Source organism: Cupriavidus sp. PET2-C1, from assembly GCF_054515855.1.
In genome coordinates, this window is the sequence record NZ_CM137259.1 from 2,390,308 (window position 1) to 2,407,058 (window position 16,751).

The following is a 16,751-nucleotide window of genomic DNA, read 5'->3' on the forward strand; positions in this document are numbered from 1 at the left end:
TACGTTGCTTGATGCTTTGCTTGCCATGCGGATGCCTCCGCCGTACTCGCGCACGCTCAGCCGTAGATCCACACATTGACCGGCTCGCCCACCCGGGCGAAACCGCGGTACATGCCTTCGGTATTGAACGGCAGCGTGACGTTGCCTGCACGGTCCACGGCGATGAGGCCGCCACGCCCTTCGATGGCAGGCAGCTTTTCCATCACCACGCGGCGTGCGGCGTCTTCCAGCGGCACGCCTGCGTAACGCATTTGCGCCGCCACGTCGTACGCGGCCACGGTGCGGATGAACATTTCGCCGGTGCCGGTGGCGGACACCGCCGCCACATCGTCGGCAAAGCAGCCGGCGCCGACGATGGGCGTATCGCCCACCCGCCCCACCTGCTTGTTGGTCACGCCGCCGGTGGAAGTCGCGGCGGCCAGGCGCCCCTGCGCATCGAACGCCACCGCGCCGACGGTGCCGAACTTGGTGTCCGGGTCAATGGGCTCCGCGGCCAGCGTGGCGGCGTCGTGGTCCAGCAGGGTCGTGCCGCTGGCGGCGCGGGCGCGTTCCCACTGATCGGTGCGCGCCTGCGTGAAGTAATAGTCCGGTGTCACCAGTTCCAGGCCCTGCGCTTGCGCGAAGGCCTCGGCGCCGTCACCGGCGAACAGCACGTGCTGGCTCTTCTCCATCACCGCGCGCGCGGCCAGCACCGGGTTGCGCAGGTGCTTGACGCAGGCCACCGCGCCGGCGCCCAGCGTGGCGCCGTCCATGATCGCGGCGTCCAGCTCATAGGTGCCGGCGTGGGTCAGCACCGAACCGCGGCCGGCATTGAACAAAGGGCAATCCTCCAGCAGGCGCACGGCCTCGGTGACGGCATCGAGCGCGCTGCCGCCATCGGCCAGCACGCGCTGGCCGGCTTCAAGCACGGCGCTCAGCGCGGCGGTGTATTCGGCTTCCTTGGCGGGGCTCATGGCGGCACGGGTGATGGTGCCGGCGCCGCCGTGGATAGCAATGACTGGGGTGTTCATGAGGTTCACGATGCGTTCTGGGAAGTCTTTTTGCTGCGTGCCGTGGCCGCCTTGGCGCGGCCTTCGGCCGCTTCGCCGTGGCGCTGTTCGCGTTGGTCACGTTGGTCACGTTGGTCACGTTGGTCACGTTGTTCGCGCCCATCCCGTCCTTGTCCCGGGGGCGCGCCGTGCAGCCACGGCAGCAGGAAGTCGGTCATCTCGGCGGCGGCCTTGACCGCATGCGCGGCGCGATACGCCACCGCGCCGCACAGCGCCTCGATAAAGGCCAGCACGGCTGCATCCGAATTGGCGGAAAGCTGGCGCCCGGTGTGGGCGTACAGCGCGATATCGGCCAGCGGCGCCAGCGGCGAAGTGGGCCCGTCGGTCAGCGCCAGGATGTGGGCGCCATGCGAGCGGGCACGCTTGGCGATGGTCACGGTGTCATACACATAGCGCGGGAAGCCGATCACGATCAGCAGGTCGCGCGGCTGCAGCTTGAACAACTGGCGCGCCGCGGTGGACGCACCGCCAGCACCCGAGACCGAGATCACGGTGCGGCAGGACATATCCAGCCCATGCTGCAGCAGGCCCGCCAGGAACCCGCTGGCGCCGAAGCCCACCACGAAGATGCGCTCCGCCGCCAGGATGGCCTCCACCGCGCGCTCGCAGGTCTCGGCATCGAGCGCGCGCCGCGAGGCTTCGAGGTTGCGCACATCCTCGTCCAGCGACGCGGCAAACACTTCGGCCACCGTGGCGGGACGCGCCAGTTCGGTGCGCAATTTCTCAACCGGTGCAAGCGTTGCCTCGAAACCGCGCACCAGTTCGGCGCGGAACTGCGGGAAGCCTTCGAAGCCCAGCGCACGCGCGAAACGGTTCGCGGTGGCCACCGACACCGCCACGGCATCGGCGAATTCGTCGATGCGCATGGTGGCGGCGCGGAACGGATTGCCCAGCACGTACTCCGCCATGCGCTGGTGCGCTGGCGTGAGCGTGGGCAAGGCGCGGGCGATGCGCTCCGCGATCGAAGCGGTGCCGCTGCTACCGTTACTGCCGTTACTGCCGTTTTTTCCGGCGGTGCCGTGGGTACCGTTACCGTTGGTCATGGCGCGTGCATTGGGTTGGTCGGAGATGCGCGCGGCGGGAAACATCGTTTTCATCCGGCGCGGATCCATGTAAATAAATTTACACGCAAACCCCATGCCATGAAAATAGAGTTTTACCAGTCCAAGGGTTTTCACCTAGGCATATCGAAAACGGAGACGGCCATACGCCATGCGCCGAGCGTTCCGGGGGCGCCGCCATGCGAAGCGGCTACAATGCCGGGTTGCCCCGTGCCATGCCGGGGCCGGTTAGATTTCGAGCTAAAAGGGCAACCGCCCCAGACCCGACCCGCAGCCTTCTTCAGCCTTTCCCCTCCCGTGATCCGAATCGACCAGCTAGTCCTCCAGCGCGGCACCAAGGTGCTGTTCGACCACACCAGCGTGACGCTGAACCCCGGCGAGCGCGTCGGCCTTGTCGGTGCCAACGGCAGCGGCAAGTCGACCCTGTTCGCCATGCTGCGCGGCGAATTGCAGGCGGATGGCGGCGACGTGGCCATCCCGCCGCAGTGGCGTACTGCCCACGTGGCGCAGGAAACCCCCGCGGTAATGCGCAGTGCGGTGGAGTACACGATCGACGGCGATACCCGGCTGCGCGACATCGAAGCGCGCATCGCCGCGGCCCAGGCCAGCGGCGATGGCAGCGCCGAGGGCGAAGCCCACGGCGCCTTTGCCGATGCCGACGGCTACACCGCGCCGGCACGCGCGGAGGCCCTGCTGCTGGGGCTGGGCTTTACGCTGGCGCAGGTATCGCAGCCGGTGGCCTCGTTCTCCGGCGGCTGGCGCATGCGGCTGAACCTGGCGCAGGCGCTGATGTGCCCGTCCGACCTGCTGCTGCTCGACGAGCCCACCAACCACCTGGACCTGGACGCCATCGTCTGGCTGGAAGACTGGCTGGCACGCTATCCGGGCACGCTGGTGATGATTTCCCACGATCGCGAATTCCTCGATGCGATCTGCAACGTCACCGTGCACATCGAGAACCAGCAGTTGCGCCGCTACGGCGGCAACTACAGCCAGTTCGAGACGCTGCGCCTGCAGCAGATGGCCTTGCAGCAGTCCGCCTACTCGCGCCAGCAAAAGGAAATCGCCCACCTCGAATCCTTCATCACCCGCTTCAAGGCCAAGGCCAGCAAGGCACGCCAGGCGCAGAGCCGGGTCAAGGCACTGGAGAAGATGGAGCGGCTGGCGCCGGTGCATATCGCCGCGGGCTTTGCGTTCGAGTTCCGCGAGCCGGATTCGGCGCCCAACCCGATGATGGTGCTCGAAGGCGTGGACTGCGGCTATCCCGCTCCCGCGCCGGACGCACCGCCCGTGACCATCCTGCACAACCTCACGCTGTCGATCCAGACCGGCCAGCGCATCGGCCTGCTGGGCGCCAACGGCCAGGGCAAGTCAACCCTGGTCAAGACGCTGGCCGCCTCGCAGGAAGCGCTGGCCGGCACGCTGCGCCAGGGCAAGGGCCTGCAGATCGGCTACTTTGCCCAGCACCAGCTGGAAACGCTGCGCGATCACGAGTCGCCGCTGCAGCACTTGGCCCGGCTCGCGCCGGACACCCGCGAGCAGGAACTGCGCGACTTCCTCGGCAGCTTCAACTTCCGCGGCGAAATGGCCACCGCGTCGATCGAGCCCTTCTCCGGCGGCGAGAAGGCGCGCCTGGCGCTGTCGCTGATCGTCTGGCAAAAGCCCAACCTGCTGCTGCTGGATGAGCCGACCAACCACCTGGACCTCGACACCCGCGAGGCCCTCACCATGGCGCTGGCGCAGTTCGAAGGCACGCTGATCGTGGTCTCCCACGACCGGCACCTGCTGCGCGCCACCACCGACCAGTTCCTGCTGGTGGCCGACGGCACCATCCAGCCCTTTGACGGCGACCTGGACGATTACCGGGACTGGCTGCTCAAGCAAGCCGCGGCCAAGCGCAACGCCGCCACCGCGGCGCACTCACAGGAAGACGGAGAAACGCCAGCCACCTCCATCGCCAACCGCCGCGACCAGCGCCGCGCCGAGGCCGACGAGCGCCAGCGCCTGACGCAATTGCGCAAACCGCTGGCCAAGGAGCTGGAAAAGGTGGAGAAGCGCATGGCCGTGTTGCAGCAGGCCAAAAGCGAGATCGACACGTTCATGGCCGACGAAGCCAGCTATGCGGAGGCCAACAAGGCAAAGCTGATGGAGATGCTCAAGCGCCAGGGCGAAGTCGGCGGCGAGCTGGACACGCTGGAAGAGCGCTGGCTGGAGCTGCAGGAGCAGATCGAGCTGATCGTTTGATGGTCTGATCGTTTGATCGTTTGATCGTGCGAGGGGTGCCGGGGGCGCCAGCCCCCGGGATGCGCGCGCCGGCCGGCGCCAGTGCGCGCCAGGCAGGTCAGCGGTAGTTCTTCTCGCGCCGGATCATGCCGACCGCCAGCGTGGCGGACAGGATGAACAGCCAGATCAGCGACCAGGCCGGGATCGACAGGCCGAAGATCGGGGGCAGCGGCGTGGTGCACATGCCATCCGAGTAGAACACCTGCGGCAGGATCTTGGCCGTGGGCAACTGGTTGACCCAGTTCTCCAGCGGGTCGATGCCGCAGCTGGCCTTGGGGTTGAGCAGCAGCGACACGTGATAGCCCGCCACCGCGATGCCGGCCACGCCGGACAACATGCCCAGGCCCTGCCACAGGCTGCGCGTGTTCTGCGCAATGGCGGCCAGCAGCGAGAACAGGCCGATGCCGACGAAGGCAAAGCGCTGCATTACGCAGAGCGGGCAAGGCTGGTAGCCCTCCACATGCTGCAGGTAGAGGGCATAGCCGACCAGGCCAAACGAAATCGCGGCGATCAGCAAAAAGAAACTACGGGAATTGGCTTGCATGGCTCACTAGCAGAAAAGGGCCGGGCGACATGCGCCGGCGCGCAATACGAGGCACATTATTACCGATTTTGCGGATCGCGCCCGCCCAATCCGTTGCGATGGGCAAGGCGCTGCTTGCGGCGGATTGACGCATGCCAGCGTGCCAGCGGCAAGCGGTAGAGCCAGTGCTTGCGCAGCGGGCTGTCCGGCGCGACCGCCGGGTGCTCGAAGGTGCCATCCGCCACCATGCCCAGGCGCTCCATCACGGCCCGCGAACGGGCATTTGGCAGCGCGGTGAACGAGACGATTTCCGCCAGCGCAAGCTGCTCGAAGCCGAAGCGCAGCGCAGCCTGTGCCGCCTCCGAGGCATAGCCCTGCCCCCAGTACGCGTGCGCCAGGCGCCAGCCGATTTCCACGCAGGGCGAAAACGGCAACGCGGCGGCAGGCTCGTGCAGGCCGACAAAGCCGATGAAAGCGCCATCGGCCTTGCGCTCCACCGCCCAAAAGCCCCAGCCCCGCTGCGCGATCAGCGCCTGGCAGCGCAGCGCCATCGCGTCGCTGGCCGCGCGCCCCAGCGGCGCGGGGAAACACGCCATCACCACAGGATCGGCATTGAGCGCGGCAAAAGGTGCGAAATCCGCCTCACGCCACTGGCGCAGGCGTAGCCGCGCGGTTTCCAGCACGGCCGGCGCATGGCCAGCCGTGCCTGGCGCCGAAGTGCGTTGATCGGGCATGGGGCGGTTTCTCCTGGGCCAGGGTCAGCGCGCGGCGGCGCCCTGCTCCGCCCGGCTGCGCTCGTAGGCTTTGAGCGCCCGCGCATCCGCGTGGGTGACGAGCTCGCAGACCAGCAGCGTCTTGCCCGGCAGCGCTGCGCTTTCGCGCGCCACGATGGAAACGGTGCCGAGATCGGGCAGGGGCTGCTGAGCGGCCGGCAGCGCGCGGGCAAAGCCCTTGGTGGCGGTGCCCAGCAACGTCGAAGGCTCCTGCTTGAGCTGGTAGCGCGCGGCCAGCGCTTCGGCCTGCAGGCCTTGCACCAGCACACCCGCCGACGTACCGGCGAATACCACTTCATCGCTTTGGAAACCGTCCCGCCCGATGGGCTGCGCAAGCTTGTAGATGGCCGCGCCCAGCCTGGACAGATCCGGCTTGGCGAGCTTCTCGGCGGCCTCGTAAAGCGCGGTGGCGGATTTCGTGGTGTAGGGCGGCTTGCACAGCGCTGCGTCAAAGAACGCCTTGCTGGCATCGGCCGCGGCGGCGGCGCCCGACACCAAGAGCAACGTGGCGCCGCAGCCGATCGCGGCTAGCATGCCGGCGTGACGGCGGATATTGAAAGTGCGCATGGATGAACTCCGATTAAAAAAAGTGCCTCGGAATATACCCAAAATTGCAGAAAAAAGGGCCAGGCATGGACCAGGATTAGACCAGGAACGGGCTGAACGCCTCACTCCATATGCCGAACCCGGTCGATGGCCTGCTCCAGCCGCTCCACCGCGATCACTTCCAGGCCCTCGATCTTCTGCTTGGGCGCATTGGCCTTGGGAATCACCGCGATCGAGAAGCCCAGCTTGGCCGCCTCGCGCAAGCGGTCCTGGCCGCGCGGGCTGGGCCGGATCTCGCCGGCCAGGCCGATTTCGCCAAACACCACCAGGCCGCGTGGCAGCGGCTTGTTGCGCATGGAGGAGTGAATGGCCAGCAGCACCGCCAGGTCGGCCGCCGGCTCGGTGATCTTGACCCCGCCCACGGCGTTGAGGAAGACGTCCTGGTCGAAGCAGGCAATGCCGGCATGCCGGTGCAGCACCGCCAGCAGCATGGCCAGCCGGTTCTGCTCCAGACCCACCGCCAAGCGCCGCGGGTTCGGCACGTTCGCGGTATCGACCAGCGCCTGCACCTCCACCAGCAGCGGCCGCGTGCCCTCCTGCGTCACCAGCACGCAGGAGCCGGGCACCACCTGCTCATGCTGCGACAGGAACAACGCGGACGGGTTGCTGACCCCGCGCAGGCCGCGCTCGGTCATGGCGAATACGCCCAGCTCGTTGACCGCGCCAAAACGGTTCTTGAAGGCGCGGATCAGGCGGTGCGAGGAATGCGTGTCGCCCTCGAAATACAGCACGGTATCGACGATGTGCTCCAGCACGCGCGGGCCGGCCAAGCTGCCGTCCTTGGTCACGTGGCCGACCAGGATGATGGTGGTGCCGGTGCTCTTGGCGATCCGGGTCAGCTGGGCCGCGCACTCGCGCACCTGGGCCACCGAGCCTGGCGCCGAGGTCAGCGCATCCGAGAACAAGGTCTGGATCGAGTCGATCACCGCGACCTCGGGCTTTTCCACCTCCAGCGTGGCCTGGATCTTCTCGAGCTGGATCTCGGCCAGCAGCGCCAGGTGCGGGCTGTCCACGCCCAGGCGCTGCGCCCGCAGTGCGATCTGCGCGCCGGACTCCTCGCCGCTGACGTACAGCACGCGGCGCTGCGCGGACAAGTTGGCCAGGGCTTGCAGCAGCAAGGTGGACTTGCCGATGCCGGGATCGCCGCCGATCAGCACCACCCCGCCCGACACCAGGCCGCCGCCGAGCACGCGGTCGAACTCCTCGATGCCGCTGGAAAAGCGTGGCACGTCGGCGGCGTCGATCTCGGACAGGCGCTGCACCATGGCCGAGGCCGCCAGCGGCTGGAAGCGCTTGGTCGACGGGGTTTCCGCCACGGTCTCCACCAGCGTGTTCCATTGCTGGCACTGGGGGCACTGGCCTTGCCAGCGCGGCGAGGTGCCGCCGCACTCGGTGCAGGTATAGACGTTCTTGGGCTTGGCCAACTGAGGTCCTAGGGGAGGCTGAAAACGATGCTGAAAGGGATGCTGAAGAGGATGCGCAAGGGAATGGCGGGAATGACGGGAATGACGGGGGATCGGGATCGATCGCCTGGGCCGAGACGAACGCCCCGGCCCCCTGCCCTGCATGGCCGCTCAGGTCACAGCGCGGGCTGCTCCGGCGCAGTGAGGGTCGCCACGGTGACGGGCACCCGGGGCGCCAGCGCGCACATCAGTTCGTAGCCCACGGTGCCGCTGGCCATGGCGACGTCGTCGATCGGCAAGCCCTGACCCCACAGGGTCACGGCGCTGCCCACCTTGGCCTTCGGGCAAGGCGTCAGGTCGACACAGATCATGTCCATGGAGACCCGTCCCACCAGACGGGTGCGCACGCCGTCGACCAGCACCGGCGCCGGCTTGTCGCCCCAGCCTGCCGCGTGGCGCGGATAGCCGTCGGCATAGCCGCAGGCCACCACGCCGATGCGCATCGGCCGCTCGGCCGTGAACAGCGAGCCATAGCCGACGGTATCGCCCGGCTGCAGGTCCTGCACCGAAATCAGCTCGCTGTGCAGCGACATGGCCGGCTGCAGCCCAAAGCTGGCGACATCGGCCGCGACGCCCGTGGGCGAGGCACCGTACAGCACCACCCCGGGACGGACCCAGGCGCGATGGGCCTGGGGATGCCACAGCGTGGCGGCCGAGTTGGACAAGCTGGCCTCGCCCGGCAGGTTGGCGGTTGTGGCGTCGAAGACTTCCACCTGATGCGCGACACCGCGCGCGCTGTCGGCGTCCGAGAAATGGGTCATATGCACAATGCTGCCCACACATGGCAGGGTTCGCGCACGCTCCCAGGCCGTGCGGTACTGGTCCGGGCGGAAGCCCAGCCGGTTCATGCCGGTGTTGAGCTTGAGCTGGATGCCCAGCGGCCCCTTGGGACGCGCCACTTCCAGCATGCGCAGTTGCTCCTCGCAATGCACCGCGGTGGTGAGGCGGTACTGCTCCAGCAAGGGCACGTCCTGCGGCTGGAAGAAACCCTCTAGCAGCAGGATCGGGCCTTGCCAGCCCAGATCGCGCAGCAGCACGGCTTCGTTCAGGTCGAGCAGGCCGAAGCCGTCGGCGGCGCGCAGGCCGGCGAATGCCCGGCGGATGCCGTGGCCGTAGGCGTTGGCCTTGATCACGGCCCAGACGCGCGACTGGGGTGCGCAACGGCGCACTACGTCCAGGTTGTTGGCCAGGGCCGGTTGATGAATGACGGCGTGAATGGGTCTTGGCATGGGATCGCTTCTAGTGCTTTCTAGTGCTTTCTACTGCTTCTAGTGGCTTGCGGCGCTGCGGATCGGCGGGGGTCCTGGCTGTCTGGCCGGACCACTCCCGCCGCCTGGATGCACCATATCCGGGAAGACCCGGTACGCGCAGCGCGTCGCACGGACGTTATTTGAACACATTAGGGCAAACATTTAGGGAATCGCTGCGCGCTTGCGCTGTCCAACCGGCGGCCCGTGGAAGCTCGGAATCGCCTTATTTTCGTGTTATAAAGCCGGACGTTCCGGCCATGTTTTAAAAGTGATGCAATATGTCGAACACGGTCAGGCAAGCTGCGCAGCAATCCCAAGACTGGCCCGGGCATCACTTTGACAACGACATGGGCCCAGGTTCCCCACAGGCAATCACAGCGCCCAGCGGCGCGCTGTTGCCTGACATGTACGGAGATAGCGATGGAGACAGAGTCCAAAGTATGAAGAAGGGTTTTTATACCATCATGGCCGCGCAGTTCTTCTCCTCGCTGGCCGACAATGCGTTACTCATCGCCGCTATCGCCCTTCTGACCGAGCTGCACTCCCCTCAGTGGATGACGCCGCTGCTCAAATTGTTCTTCGTGCTGTCCTATGTCGTGCTGGCTGCCTTCGTGGGCGCCTTCGCCGACTCGATGCCCAAGGGCAAGGTGATGTTCATCACCAACACCATCAAGATAGCGGGCTGCGCCATCATGATGTTCGGGTTGCACCCGCTGCTGGCCTACGGCATCGTCGGGTTCGGCGCAGCGGCATACTCGCCCGCCAAGTACGGCATCCTCACCGAACTGCTGCCGCCCGAGAAACTGGTCGCCGCCAATGGCTGGATTGAAGGCCTGACGGTGTGCTCGATCATCCTGGGCACGGTGGTGGGCGGAGCGCTGATCTCGGTGCACATCTCGCAACTTCTGCTCGGCATCGACGTTCCCTACGTCAACACCGGCATCAACACCCCGGCCGAGGCCGCCATGGTGGTGATCATGCTGTTCTATGTGATCGCAGCCGTGTTCAACCTGTTCATCCCCGAGACGGGCGCCCGCTACCCCCAGCAGGAAAAGAACCCGATCAAGCTGATCGCCGAGTTCGCGGATTGCTTTACCGCCCTGTGGCGCGACAAGCTCGGCCAGATTTCGCTGGCCGTGACCACGCTGTTCTGGGGCGCCGGCGCCACCTTGCAGTTCATCGTGCTGAAATGGGCGGAAAAATCGCTCGGCCTGAACCTGTCGCAAGGCGCCCTGCTGCAAGCGGTGGTGGCGGTGGGCGTGGCGGTAGGCGCGATCATGGCGGCCATGCGCATCCCCTTGCGCAAGTCGCTGTCGGTGCTGCCGTTTGGCGTGGCGATGGGTGTGGTGGTGATGCTGATGGCCTTCTACACCAAGAACAGCCTGCCCGAGATTTCGCTGAATGTGCTCGGCATGCACATGCCGCTGTACATGGCGATCGCCTACGTCTTCCTGATGCTGGTGGGAGGCATGTCTGGCTACTTCGTGGTGCCGATGAACGCGCTGCTGCAACACCGCGGGCACGTCCTGCTGTCGGCCGGCCATTCGATCGCCGTGCAGAACTTCAACGAGAACGTCTCGGTGCTGCTGATGCTGTGCCTGTACGCGCTGCTGATCAAGCTCAATGTGCCGATCGGCATTGTCATCGTGGCCTTCGGCATCTTCGTGTGCGCCACCATGCTGCTGGTGATGCGCCAGCACCGCTACAACGTGCGCAACTTCAATTCGCTCGCCATGATCGGCGAGGACAAGCACCACTAAAGAGGCTGTTTCAAAATGAAGCGAAGCGGTTCTGGCTAGGCGCGCGGCCGCAGACAGTACAAGTGGTACGGCAAGGTCGCGCAACGACGCCAGAATCTTTTTGAAACGGCCTCTAAGCGGCGCTTTCGCCACGGGCCGGTTCAACCCACCGGCCTGGCGATGCGCTCGCGCGCCCGCTCCTCCCAGCCCGGCGGCACCACAAACCCGCGGGTGCGCTCGCGCCACACGCCGGGCTGCCCCGCCGGCTCTACCTCGCACAGCATCACCGGCGCTTCCCGGCGCCAGTTCTTCTCGTGATGCGTCTCCGCAAAACGCAGTGCCAGTGCCTCATGAATCGCCTCGGCGGTTTCCGTGTGCGCTTGCGCCACCCTGGCCGGCGCCATCCACGCCGAGCGCGGCAGCCGGTACCAGCGCGAGCCTTCGCGCTTGCCAGCCCAAGCCAGCCAGTCCGGCAAGGTGGACCACCATCCGTGCAGGTGATCCGGCGCTATGCCCAGGCTGTCGATGGCGAGCGGCACCACGCCGTCCCGGTAGAACAGCCAGCCGAGCAGATAGACCTCGCTGCGGTCGACGGGACGGCCCAGCAGCGCCAGAGCCTCGGGGGTGCGCGACAGCGGCAGTTGCCTGCGCACGATATGTTCGAGCTTGTCGCCCAGGCGGTCCACCAGGTTGGGGCCGACGAAGCAATGGCGGTCCAGCACGGCAGCGCCGGGCCCGCCGCCGCCCGGCGCGCCGTCCGCCGCAGGCTCGACCAGCAGGTAGAACTTGGCCGCCATCTCCCAGTGCACGGTGGCGCCGCTGGCCACGTCGCGCCAGACAAAATCGAGCTCGCCCAGCGTCTGCACGCCATGCGCGCCGGCACGGCGCACCGGCAGGTTCGCCGCAAGCAGCTCCAGCCCCTCGGCGTGTTCTAGCGTGAATTGCAGCAGGCGCTCCGCATGCCGGCCCAGCCTCAGGCTGGGCGCGGGCGACGGGCCACGCACGCGTTGCTGCTCCAGGCCCGCGGCAAGTTCGGCAATGGTGGGGGGCAGCGCGGCGGGGTCGGCGGCGGGCAGCCAACGCTGCCAGGCGGCCAGCGCGCCTTCCGGCCAGCGCGCCAGCGCCGCTTGCGAATGCCCGGGGGCGTTGCCGTTGATGATGGCGTTGCCTGCGTCGTCCGTCGGCAGGAAGGCCAGCAGCGGAGGCGACAGCGAGCACCAGGCGAGCTCGCGCAGGCGCTGCGAGACGGCATGGCGCCAGAGCGGCGCCATCTCGATGGCGCCGCCGGGGCTCAGCGTGAACTCAGGCCTTGGCTCCCGCACGGGCATGTACCTCGCGGGCCAGGCACAGGTCTTCCCAGGCACGCGCCTTGTCGGACAAGGTGCGCAACAGGTAGGCCGGGTGGTAGGTCACCACCACCGGAATGCCTTCGTAGCTGTGGACGGTGCCACGCAACTTGCCGATCGGCGTGGTGGTGCGCAGCAGGGACTGGGCGGCAAAGCGCCCCAGCACCACGATCAGCTTGGGCTGGATCAGCGCGATCTGCCGGCGCAGGTAAGGCTCGCACTGGGCGACCTCCTCCGGCTCGGGATTGCGGTTGCCGGGCGGGCGGCACTTCAGCACGTTGGCGATAAACACGTTGCGCCCGCGTGCCAGGCCGACGGCCGCCAGCATGTTGTCGAGCAGCTTGCCGGCCTGGCCCACGAAGGGCTCGCCTTGCAAGTCCTCGTTTTCGCCCGGGGCTTCGCCGACCAGCATCCATTCGGCCTGGCGGTCGCCCACGCCGAACACGGTCTGGGTGCGGCCATCGCACAACTGGCAATCGGTGCAGCCGGAGACCCGCTGCGCGAGCGCGGCCCAGTCCAGGCGCGCAATCACGGCTTCGCGCGTGGCGGTATCCGCCACCGCCACCGCCACAGCAGACTCTGGCGGCATGCGCGCGACAGCAGCTTCAGCCGGGGCTTCGTCCACGTCGGCTTCGTCCACGCCGGCGTCGGCCACGGCGGCAAGCGTCACGGCGGCCTGGGCCGCTTCGCGCGCGGCCGTGTCGTCGTTGACGGCGGGATCTTCGGCGCTCGGGGCGGCGAGCCCCGTCATGGCGGCTGGCTCGCCCGCCTCCGGCAAGACCGGCGCGCGGCGCAGCACCCATTCATCGGCAATGCCGAGCACTTCGAGGAACCTGGCGCGGCGGCTCATGGCATGGCCTCCGTGGGTGCCCACGCGCGGCGCAGCACAAGCGCATCCTCGCGCGTCTGGCCGGCTGCGGGGTAATAGCCCTTGCGCCGGCCGATCTCGGCAAAACCTGCCTGACGGTACAGCTCGATGGCGCCCACATTGGAGGGCCGCACTTCGAGCAGCATGGTGTGCAGATGATGCACGTGCGCGGTCGCCATGGCAGCGGCCAGCAGCAGCCGGCCAAGGCCGCTGCGCTGGCGCGCCGGGTCCACGGTGATATTGAGCAGGTGCATCTCGTCGACAACCGGCATCAGCACCGTGTAGGCGGCCAGTACGCCCCCGTTATCCCGCAAGGTCAGGCCGATGTGCCCGGCCTTGACGGAATTCTCGAAATTGGCACGGGTCCACGGGTGGGTGTAGGCCCGGGCTTCGATCTGTGCCACGGCTTCCACATCCAGCGCCGTCATGCGGCCAATGCTCCAGCCAGCCGGCACGGTTGGCATCACCGGCACCTCGGGCCATGCGTACCCGCTGCCGCACGCTGCATGCGCGCCCTGGCCGGGATTGGCCGAGCCGGTTTCCGGTGGCGGGTTCCGCTCCACGCTCACGGCTGGTCTCCCGCCGCCAGCGCTGCGCGCTGCGCCGCCACGGCCTGGCGCTCGGCGATGGTCTGGGCCACCTTGTCGCGCAGATAGATCGGCATGGCATCAGACGGCGCCACGGTTTCATGGCGGGCCAGCGCGCGCAAGGCAATCGATACCAGGGCCGGCGCGGCGGGCAACGCCTCGGGCACGCTGTGCAGCGCCAGCGCCGTGGCCTTGAGGCGTTCGCCAAACACGGCCGCGGCACTGCCCGCGAGCCAGAACGGCCCGGTGGGCAGGTTGACGGCCTCCGGCGGGCACACCTGCATGCCGGTCGCCGCTTGCCACTCCTGCGCGGCGCCGTCCCAGCGGAACGCGCCTGCGTAGGCTTCGTCCATGCGGGCGTCCAGCGCTACCAGCACGGATACGTCGGGCGGCAACGCCGGCATCCCTTCCCCGCCCAGGCGCACGCGTTCGGCGCAAGCCATCAGCGAATTGACGGGAATCACAGGCAGATCGGCGCCAAAGGCCAGGCCCTGGGCCACGCCGCAGGCGGTGCGCAGGCCCGTGAAGGAGCCCGGCCCGGCGCCAAAGGCGATGGCGGCACAGTCCGACAGGGCAATGCCGGCTTCGGCCAGCAACTCGCCAGCGGCCGGCAGCACGCGGGAAGACGAGCGCGGACCGGTGTGTTCATGACGAACCAGGCACTCCAGGGCGCCGCCATCGGCAATGCGCCCGAGCGCGACGGAACACCACTCGGTGGAGGTTTCAACTGCAAGAATCCAGGACATGGCGAGATTGTATCCGGAGCGACCTCAAAAGCCGAACTAGCGCGGTGCCAATGCCTCGCCCCCGGCGCGCCGGACCGAAGCGTTCTTCGGTTTCTTTCAGCTCAAACGCGCGATGGCGGGCGCTATCATCGCGGCTACCGGGTTTTTCCCGAACACCAAACCCAGAACGCATCCCCACATCCAGCCAGGAGAGCCCCATGAGTGACCTGCAGGCACGCTTCGCCCAAGCCCAGATCGACGTCAAGCAACTGACCGAGCGCCCCAGCAACATGACCCTGCTGCGCCTCTACGCGCTGTTCAAGCAAGGCAGCGAGGGCGACGCCCATGGCGACAAGCCGGGCATCACCGATTTCGTCGGCCGCTACAAGTTCGAAGCCTGGGAAACGCTCAAGGGCACCGCCCAGGAAGACGCGCAGGAGAAATACATCGCGCTGGTGGAAGAACTGCGCAGTGGCGCCACCGCCTGAAGCCATTTGGATTGGCCGGCGTTCAGCCGGCCAATCCTTCAAGCCTGGGCAAGCGGTCTTGGCCGTATCCGCCAGGCTGCCAGGATGGCAGTGGCAATGACGAGGCCAACCGCCAGGAAGGTCTCGTCGAAGGCGCGAATGCGCGCGGCCGGGTCGCCGTCGGTACCGAGCACCGCACCTTGGGCCGCCAGCCGCCATTGCAGGCCGACGCCGGCCAGGCTTACCCCGATCGCACCGCCCAGTTGCCGGATGAAGTTGATGCAGCTGGAACCCTGCGCAATCAGCGAATAATCCACGCCCCGCATCGAGCCCAGCGTCAGCGACGGCAGGATGCAGCCAAGCCCGACCCGCCCCAGCACCGCAAACCCCACCAGCAGCAGGTAAGGCGTGGCCTGGGACCCCATCGCCATCAGCAGGAACGAGGCCGACAGCAGCGCGAGCCCGAACGACACCTGCAAGTGTGGCGAGACGCGATTGGTCAGCCGCCCCGCCGCGGCAATGGTCAGGGCCAGCGCGATGCCGGCCGGCAGCAGCACCAGCCCGGCGCGCGACGGCGTATAAGCCAGCGCCATCTGCATGTAGACGGGCAGCAGGTAGGTCGATCCGAACAGCCCCGCGCCGTAGATGAAGGCCACCACCGCCCCGGCCGAAAACTGCCGGTAGCTGTACAGGCGCATGTTCATCAGCGGGTTCGCCGCACGCAATTGCCACAGCACGAACACCACCAGCATCAGCACGCCAAAGCCAGCCAGCGCCATGCCGGCAAGCACGCTCTCGCGCATCTGCACCAGCCCGTTGAGCAGGCTCACGGTGGCAATGCCGGCCAGGCCCAGGCCCTGCCAGTCGAGCGGCTTGCGCTCGCCCATCATGGCCGAGTCCACCGCCATGAAGCGGCGCGCCATCCACAGCCCGATCAGCGTCAGCGGCACCACCACGAAGAAGATCGAGCGCCAGCCGAAAGCCTCCACCAGGAAGCCACCCACGCTGGGGCCGAGCGCCGGCGCCAGCACCACCCCAAAGCCGAACATGCTGATCGCCTTGCCCTGCTCGCGCTCCTCGAACACCCGCAGGATCAGGATATTGGGCAAGGGCTGCAGGATCCCTGCCGCAATGCCCTCGGCCACCCGCATGGCGATCATCACGCCATAGGTGGGCGAGAATCCGCCGACCAGCCCGCCCATGCCCAGCAGCAGCAAGCTGCCAATGAACGTGCGGCGCAAGCCGTAGCGGTTAAGCAGCCACGGCGTGAGCAGCATTGACAGCGTCATGGCAATCATGAAGCTGGCCGCCACCCATTGCGCGCTGTCCTGCCCCAGCACGAAATGCCGGCTCAGGTCGGGAATGGCCACGTTGACGATGGTCGACGACACGATCGAGGAGACCGTGCCCAGCATCAGCGTCAGCAGCACCAGCCAGCGCAGCTGGCTGCCATAGCGTGCCCGCAGCGATTCCCGGGTCGGGCCGCCCGGCTGCCTGCCGGAGGCAGGCGACGAGGGCTGCCCGCTCACCCCAGCCGTCCGAGGGCGGCCAGTTCGCGGATCTTGCGCACGGTGTCGAGGTCGGCCTCGTGATAGGCCGACTTGACGATTTCGGCGAAACGGTCATCGCCGCTATCGTCCACCGCGGGCATGGTGGTTTCGTAGACAAAGCGCAGCAGCAAGGCGCCCGGGCCCGGCGTCTCGATCGCCATGGTCAGGGTGCCGCCGGCGTGCTCGTCGGTGGGGGCGGTTTCATAGCGCACGACGCGGCGCGGCTCGAAGACGACGCGGTCGCGAATCGTGGCCTTGCCGAAATGCAGCTTGCGCTCGACCCAGTTGTCGCCACGCTCCACGATCTCCGCGCGGTCCAGCCCCATGACAAACAGCTCGGGCTCGGCACTGCGCAGCACCAGCCCTTGCCAGAGCTGCTCCGGCGTGAGCGTGTCCAACTGGATATTTTGTGGATCGTTGATCTCCACCAGGTGCTCGAAACGCAACTTAATTCTCCCGAT

The 16,751-nt window shown here is 67.4% G+C and carries 16 protein-coding genes; 3 read left to right on the forward strand and 13 right to left on the reverse strand.

Annotated elements, in window-relative coordinates:
• Nucleotides 1–56 precede the first annotated feature (56 nt).
• Both ACX12D_RS10815 and ACX12D_RS10820 read right to left on the reverse strand, forming a co-directional pair.
• Nucleotides 57–1,010 (reverse strand): isoaspartyl peptidase/L-asparaginase family protein, encoded by a 954-nt coding sequence (locus ACX12D_RS10815; RefSeq protein WP_459371132.1) that lies wholly within the window; start codon nucleotides 1,008–1,010, stop codon nucleotides 57–59.
• Between the two features lie 5 nt (nucleotides 1,011–1,015).
• The gene (locus ACX12D_RS10820) at nucleotides 1,016–2,146 is read right to left on the reverse strand and encodes a MurR/RpiR family transcriptional regulator (RefSeq protein WP_459371133.1); all 1,131 of its coding nucleotides are present in this window, start codon (nucleotides 2,144–2,146) and stop codon (nucleotides 1,016–1,018) included.
• Nucleotides 2,147–2,407: 261 nt separating this feature from the next.
• Here ACX12D_RS10820 and ACX12D_RS10825 point away from each other — a divergent pair, with 261 nt between their 5' ends.
• Nucleotides 2,408–4,354, forward strand: coding sequence for an ATP-binding cassette domain-containing protein (locus ACX12D_RS10825; protein ID WP_459371134.1), 1,947 nt, complete (start codon nucleotides 2,408–2,410; stop codon nucleotides 4,352–4,354).
• A gap of 97 nt (nucleotides 4,355–4,451) precedes the next feature.
• On the opposite strand, the gene ACX12D_RS10830 is transcribed toward ACX12D_RS10825, so the two are convergent.
• The 5 genes from ACX12D_RS10830 to alr form a co-directional block, all read right to left on the reverse strand.
• Nucleotides 4,452–4,937, reverse strand: coding sequence for a disulfide bond formation protein B (locus ACX12D_RS10830; protein ID WP_006161979.1), 486 nt, complete (start codon nucleotides 4,935–4,937; stop codon nucleotides 4,452–4,454).
• A 59-nt stretch (nucleotides 4,938–4,996) separates the two neighbouring features.
• Entirely contained in the window at nucleotides 4,997–5,650 is a 654-nt protein-coding gene (locus ACX12D_RS10835; RefSeq protein WP_459371135.1) for a GNAT family N-acetyltransferase, read from the reverse strand.
• A 24-nt stretch (nucleotides 5,651–5,674) separates the two neighbouring features.
• Nucleotides 5,675–6,256, reverse strand: coding sequence for a hypothetical protein (locus tag ACX12D_RS10840; protein ID WP_459371136.1), 582 nt, complete (start codon nucleotides 6,254–6,256; stop codon nucleotides 5,675–5,677).
• 101 nt (nucleotides 6,257–6,357) lie between these two features.
• Nucleotides 6,358–7,719 carry a DNA repair protein RadA gene (gene radA, locus ACX12D_RS10845; RefSeq protein WP_441630282.1) on the reverse strand — a complete coding sequence of 454 codons (1,362 nt, stop codon included), beginning with the start codon at nucleotides 7,717–7,719 and terminating at the stop codon, nucleotides 6,358–6,360.
• A 155-nt stretch (nucleotides 7,720–7,874) separates the two neighbouring features.
• Nucleotides 7,875–8,987, reverse strand: coding sequence for an alanine racemase (alr, locus tag ACX12D_RS10850; protein ID WP_459371137.1), 1,113 nt, complete (start codon nucleotides 8,985–8,987; stop codon nucleotides 7,875–7,877).
• 461 nt (nucleotides 8,988–9,448) lie between these two features.
• On the opposite strand from alr, the gene lplT reads away from it, so the two are divergent.
• The gene (gene lplT, locus ACX12D_RS10855; RefSeq protein WP_459371138.1) at nucleotides 9,449–10,768 is read left to right on the forward strand and encodes a lysophospholipid transporter LplT; all 1,320 of its coding nucleotides are present in this window, start codon (nucleotides 9,449–9,451) and stop codon (nucleotides 10,766–10,768) included.
• Between the two features lie 140 nt (nucleotides 10,769–10,908).
• On the opposite strand, the gene ACX12D_RS10860 is transcribed toward lplT, so the two are convergent.
• The 4 genes from ACX12D_RS10860 to tsaB form a co-directional block, all read right to left on the reverse strand.
• The gene (locus ACX12D_RS10860; protein WP_459371139.1) at nucleotides 10,909–12,075 is read right to left on the reverse strand and encodes a DUF1853 family protein; all 1,167 of its coding nucleotides are present in this window, start codon (nucleotides 12,073–12,075) and stop codon (nucleotides 10,909–10,911) included.
• The gene (locus ACX12D_RS10865; RefSeq protein WP_459371140.1) at nucleotides 12,050–12,943 is read right to left on the reverse strand and encodes a uracil-DNA glycosylase; all 894 of its coding nucleotides are present in this window, start codon (nucleotides 12,941–12,943) and stop codon (nucleotides 12,050–12,052) included. The genes ACX12D_RS10860 and ACX12D_RS10865 overlap by 26 nt, the downstream gene beginning before the upstream one ends.
• Entirely contained in the window at nucleotides 12,940–13,425 is a 486-nt protein-coding gene (gene rimI / locus ACX12D_RS10870) for a ribosomal protein S18-alanine N-acetyltransferase (RefSeq protein WP_459373996.1), read from the reverse strand. Before rimI ends, ACX12D_RS10865 begins: the two co-directional genes overlap by 4 nt.
• A 101-nt stretch (nucleotides 13,426–13,526) precedes the next feature.
• The gene (tsaB, locus tag ACX12D_RS10875) at nucleotides 13,527–14,294 is read right to left on the reverse strand and encodes a tRNA (adenosine(37)-N6)-threonylcarbamoyltransferase complex dimerization subunit type 1 TsaB (protein ID WP_459371141.1); all 768 of its coding nucleotides are present in this window, start codon (nucleotides 14,292–14,294) and stop codon (nucleotides 13,527–13,529) included.
• A 197-nt stretch (nucleotides 14,295–14,491) separates the two neighbouring features.
• Between tsaB and ACX12D_RS10880 the strand changes: the two genes are divergently transcribed.
• On the forward strand, nucleotides 14,492–14,761 hold the full coding sequence (locus ACX12D_RS10880; RefSeq protein ID WP_441630272.1) for an acyl-CoA-binding protein: 270 nt from the start codon (nucleotides 14,492–14,494) through the stop codon (nucleotides 14,759–14,761).
• A 38-nt stretch (nucleotides 14,762–14,799) separates the two neighbouring features.
• Here the strand turns inward: ACX12D_RS10880 and ACX12D_RS10885 are convergent, their stop codons facing one another.
• Together ACX12D_RS10885 and ACX12D_RS10890 are read right to left on the reverse strand one after the other, a co-directional pair.
• The gene (locus tag ACX12D_RS10885; protein WP_459371142.1) at nucleotides 14,800–16,269 is read right to left on the reverse strand and encodes a DHA2 family efflux MFS transporter permease subunit; all 1,470 of its coding nucleotides are present in this window, start codon (nucleotides 16,267–16,269) and stop codon (nucleotides 14,800–14,802) included.
• Nucleotides 16,266–16,736 (reverse strand): SRPBCC family protein, encoded by a 471-nt coding sequence (locus ACX12D_RS10890; RefSeq protein ID WP_150983551.1) that lies wholly within the window; start codon nucleotides 16,734–16,736, stop codon nucleotides 16,266–16,268. Before ACX12D_RS10890 ends, ACX12D_RS10885 begins: the two co-directional genes overlap by 4 nt.
• Between the last annotated feature and the right edge of the window lie 15 nt (nucleotides 16,737–16,751).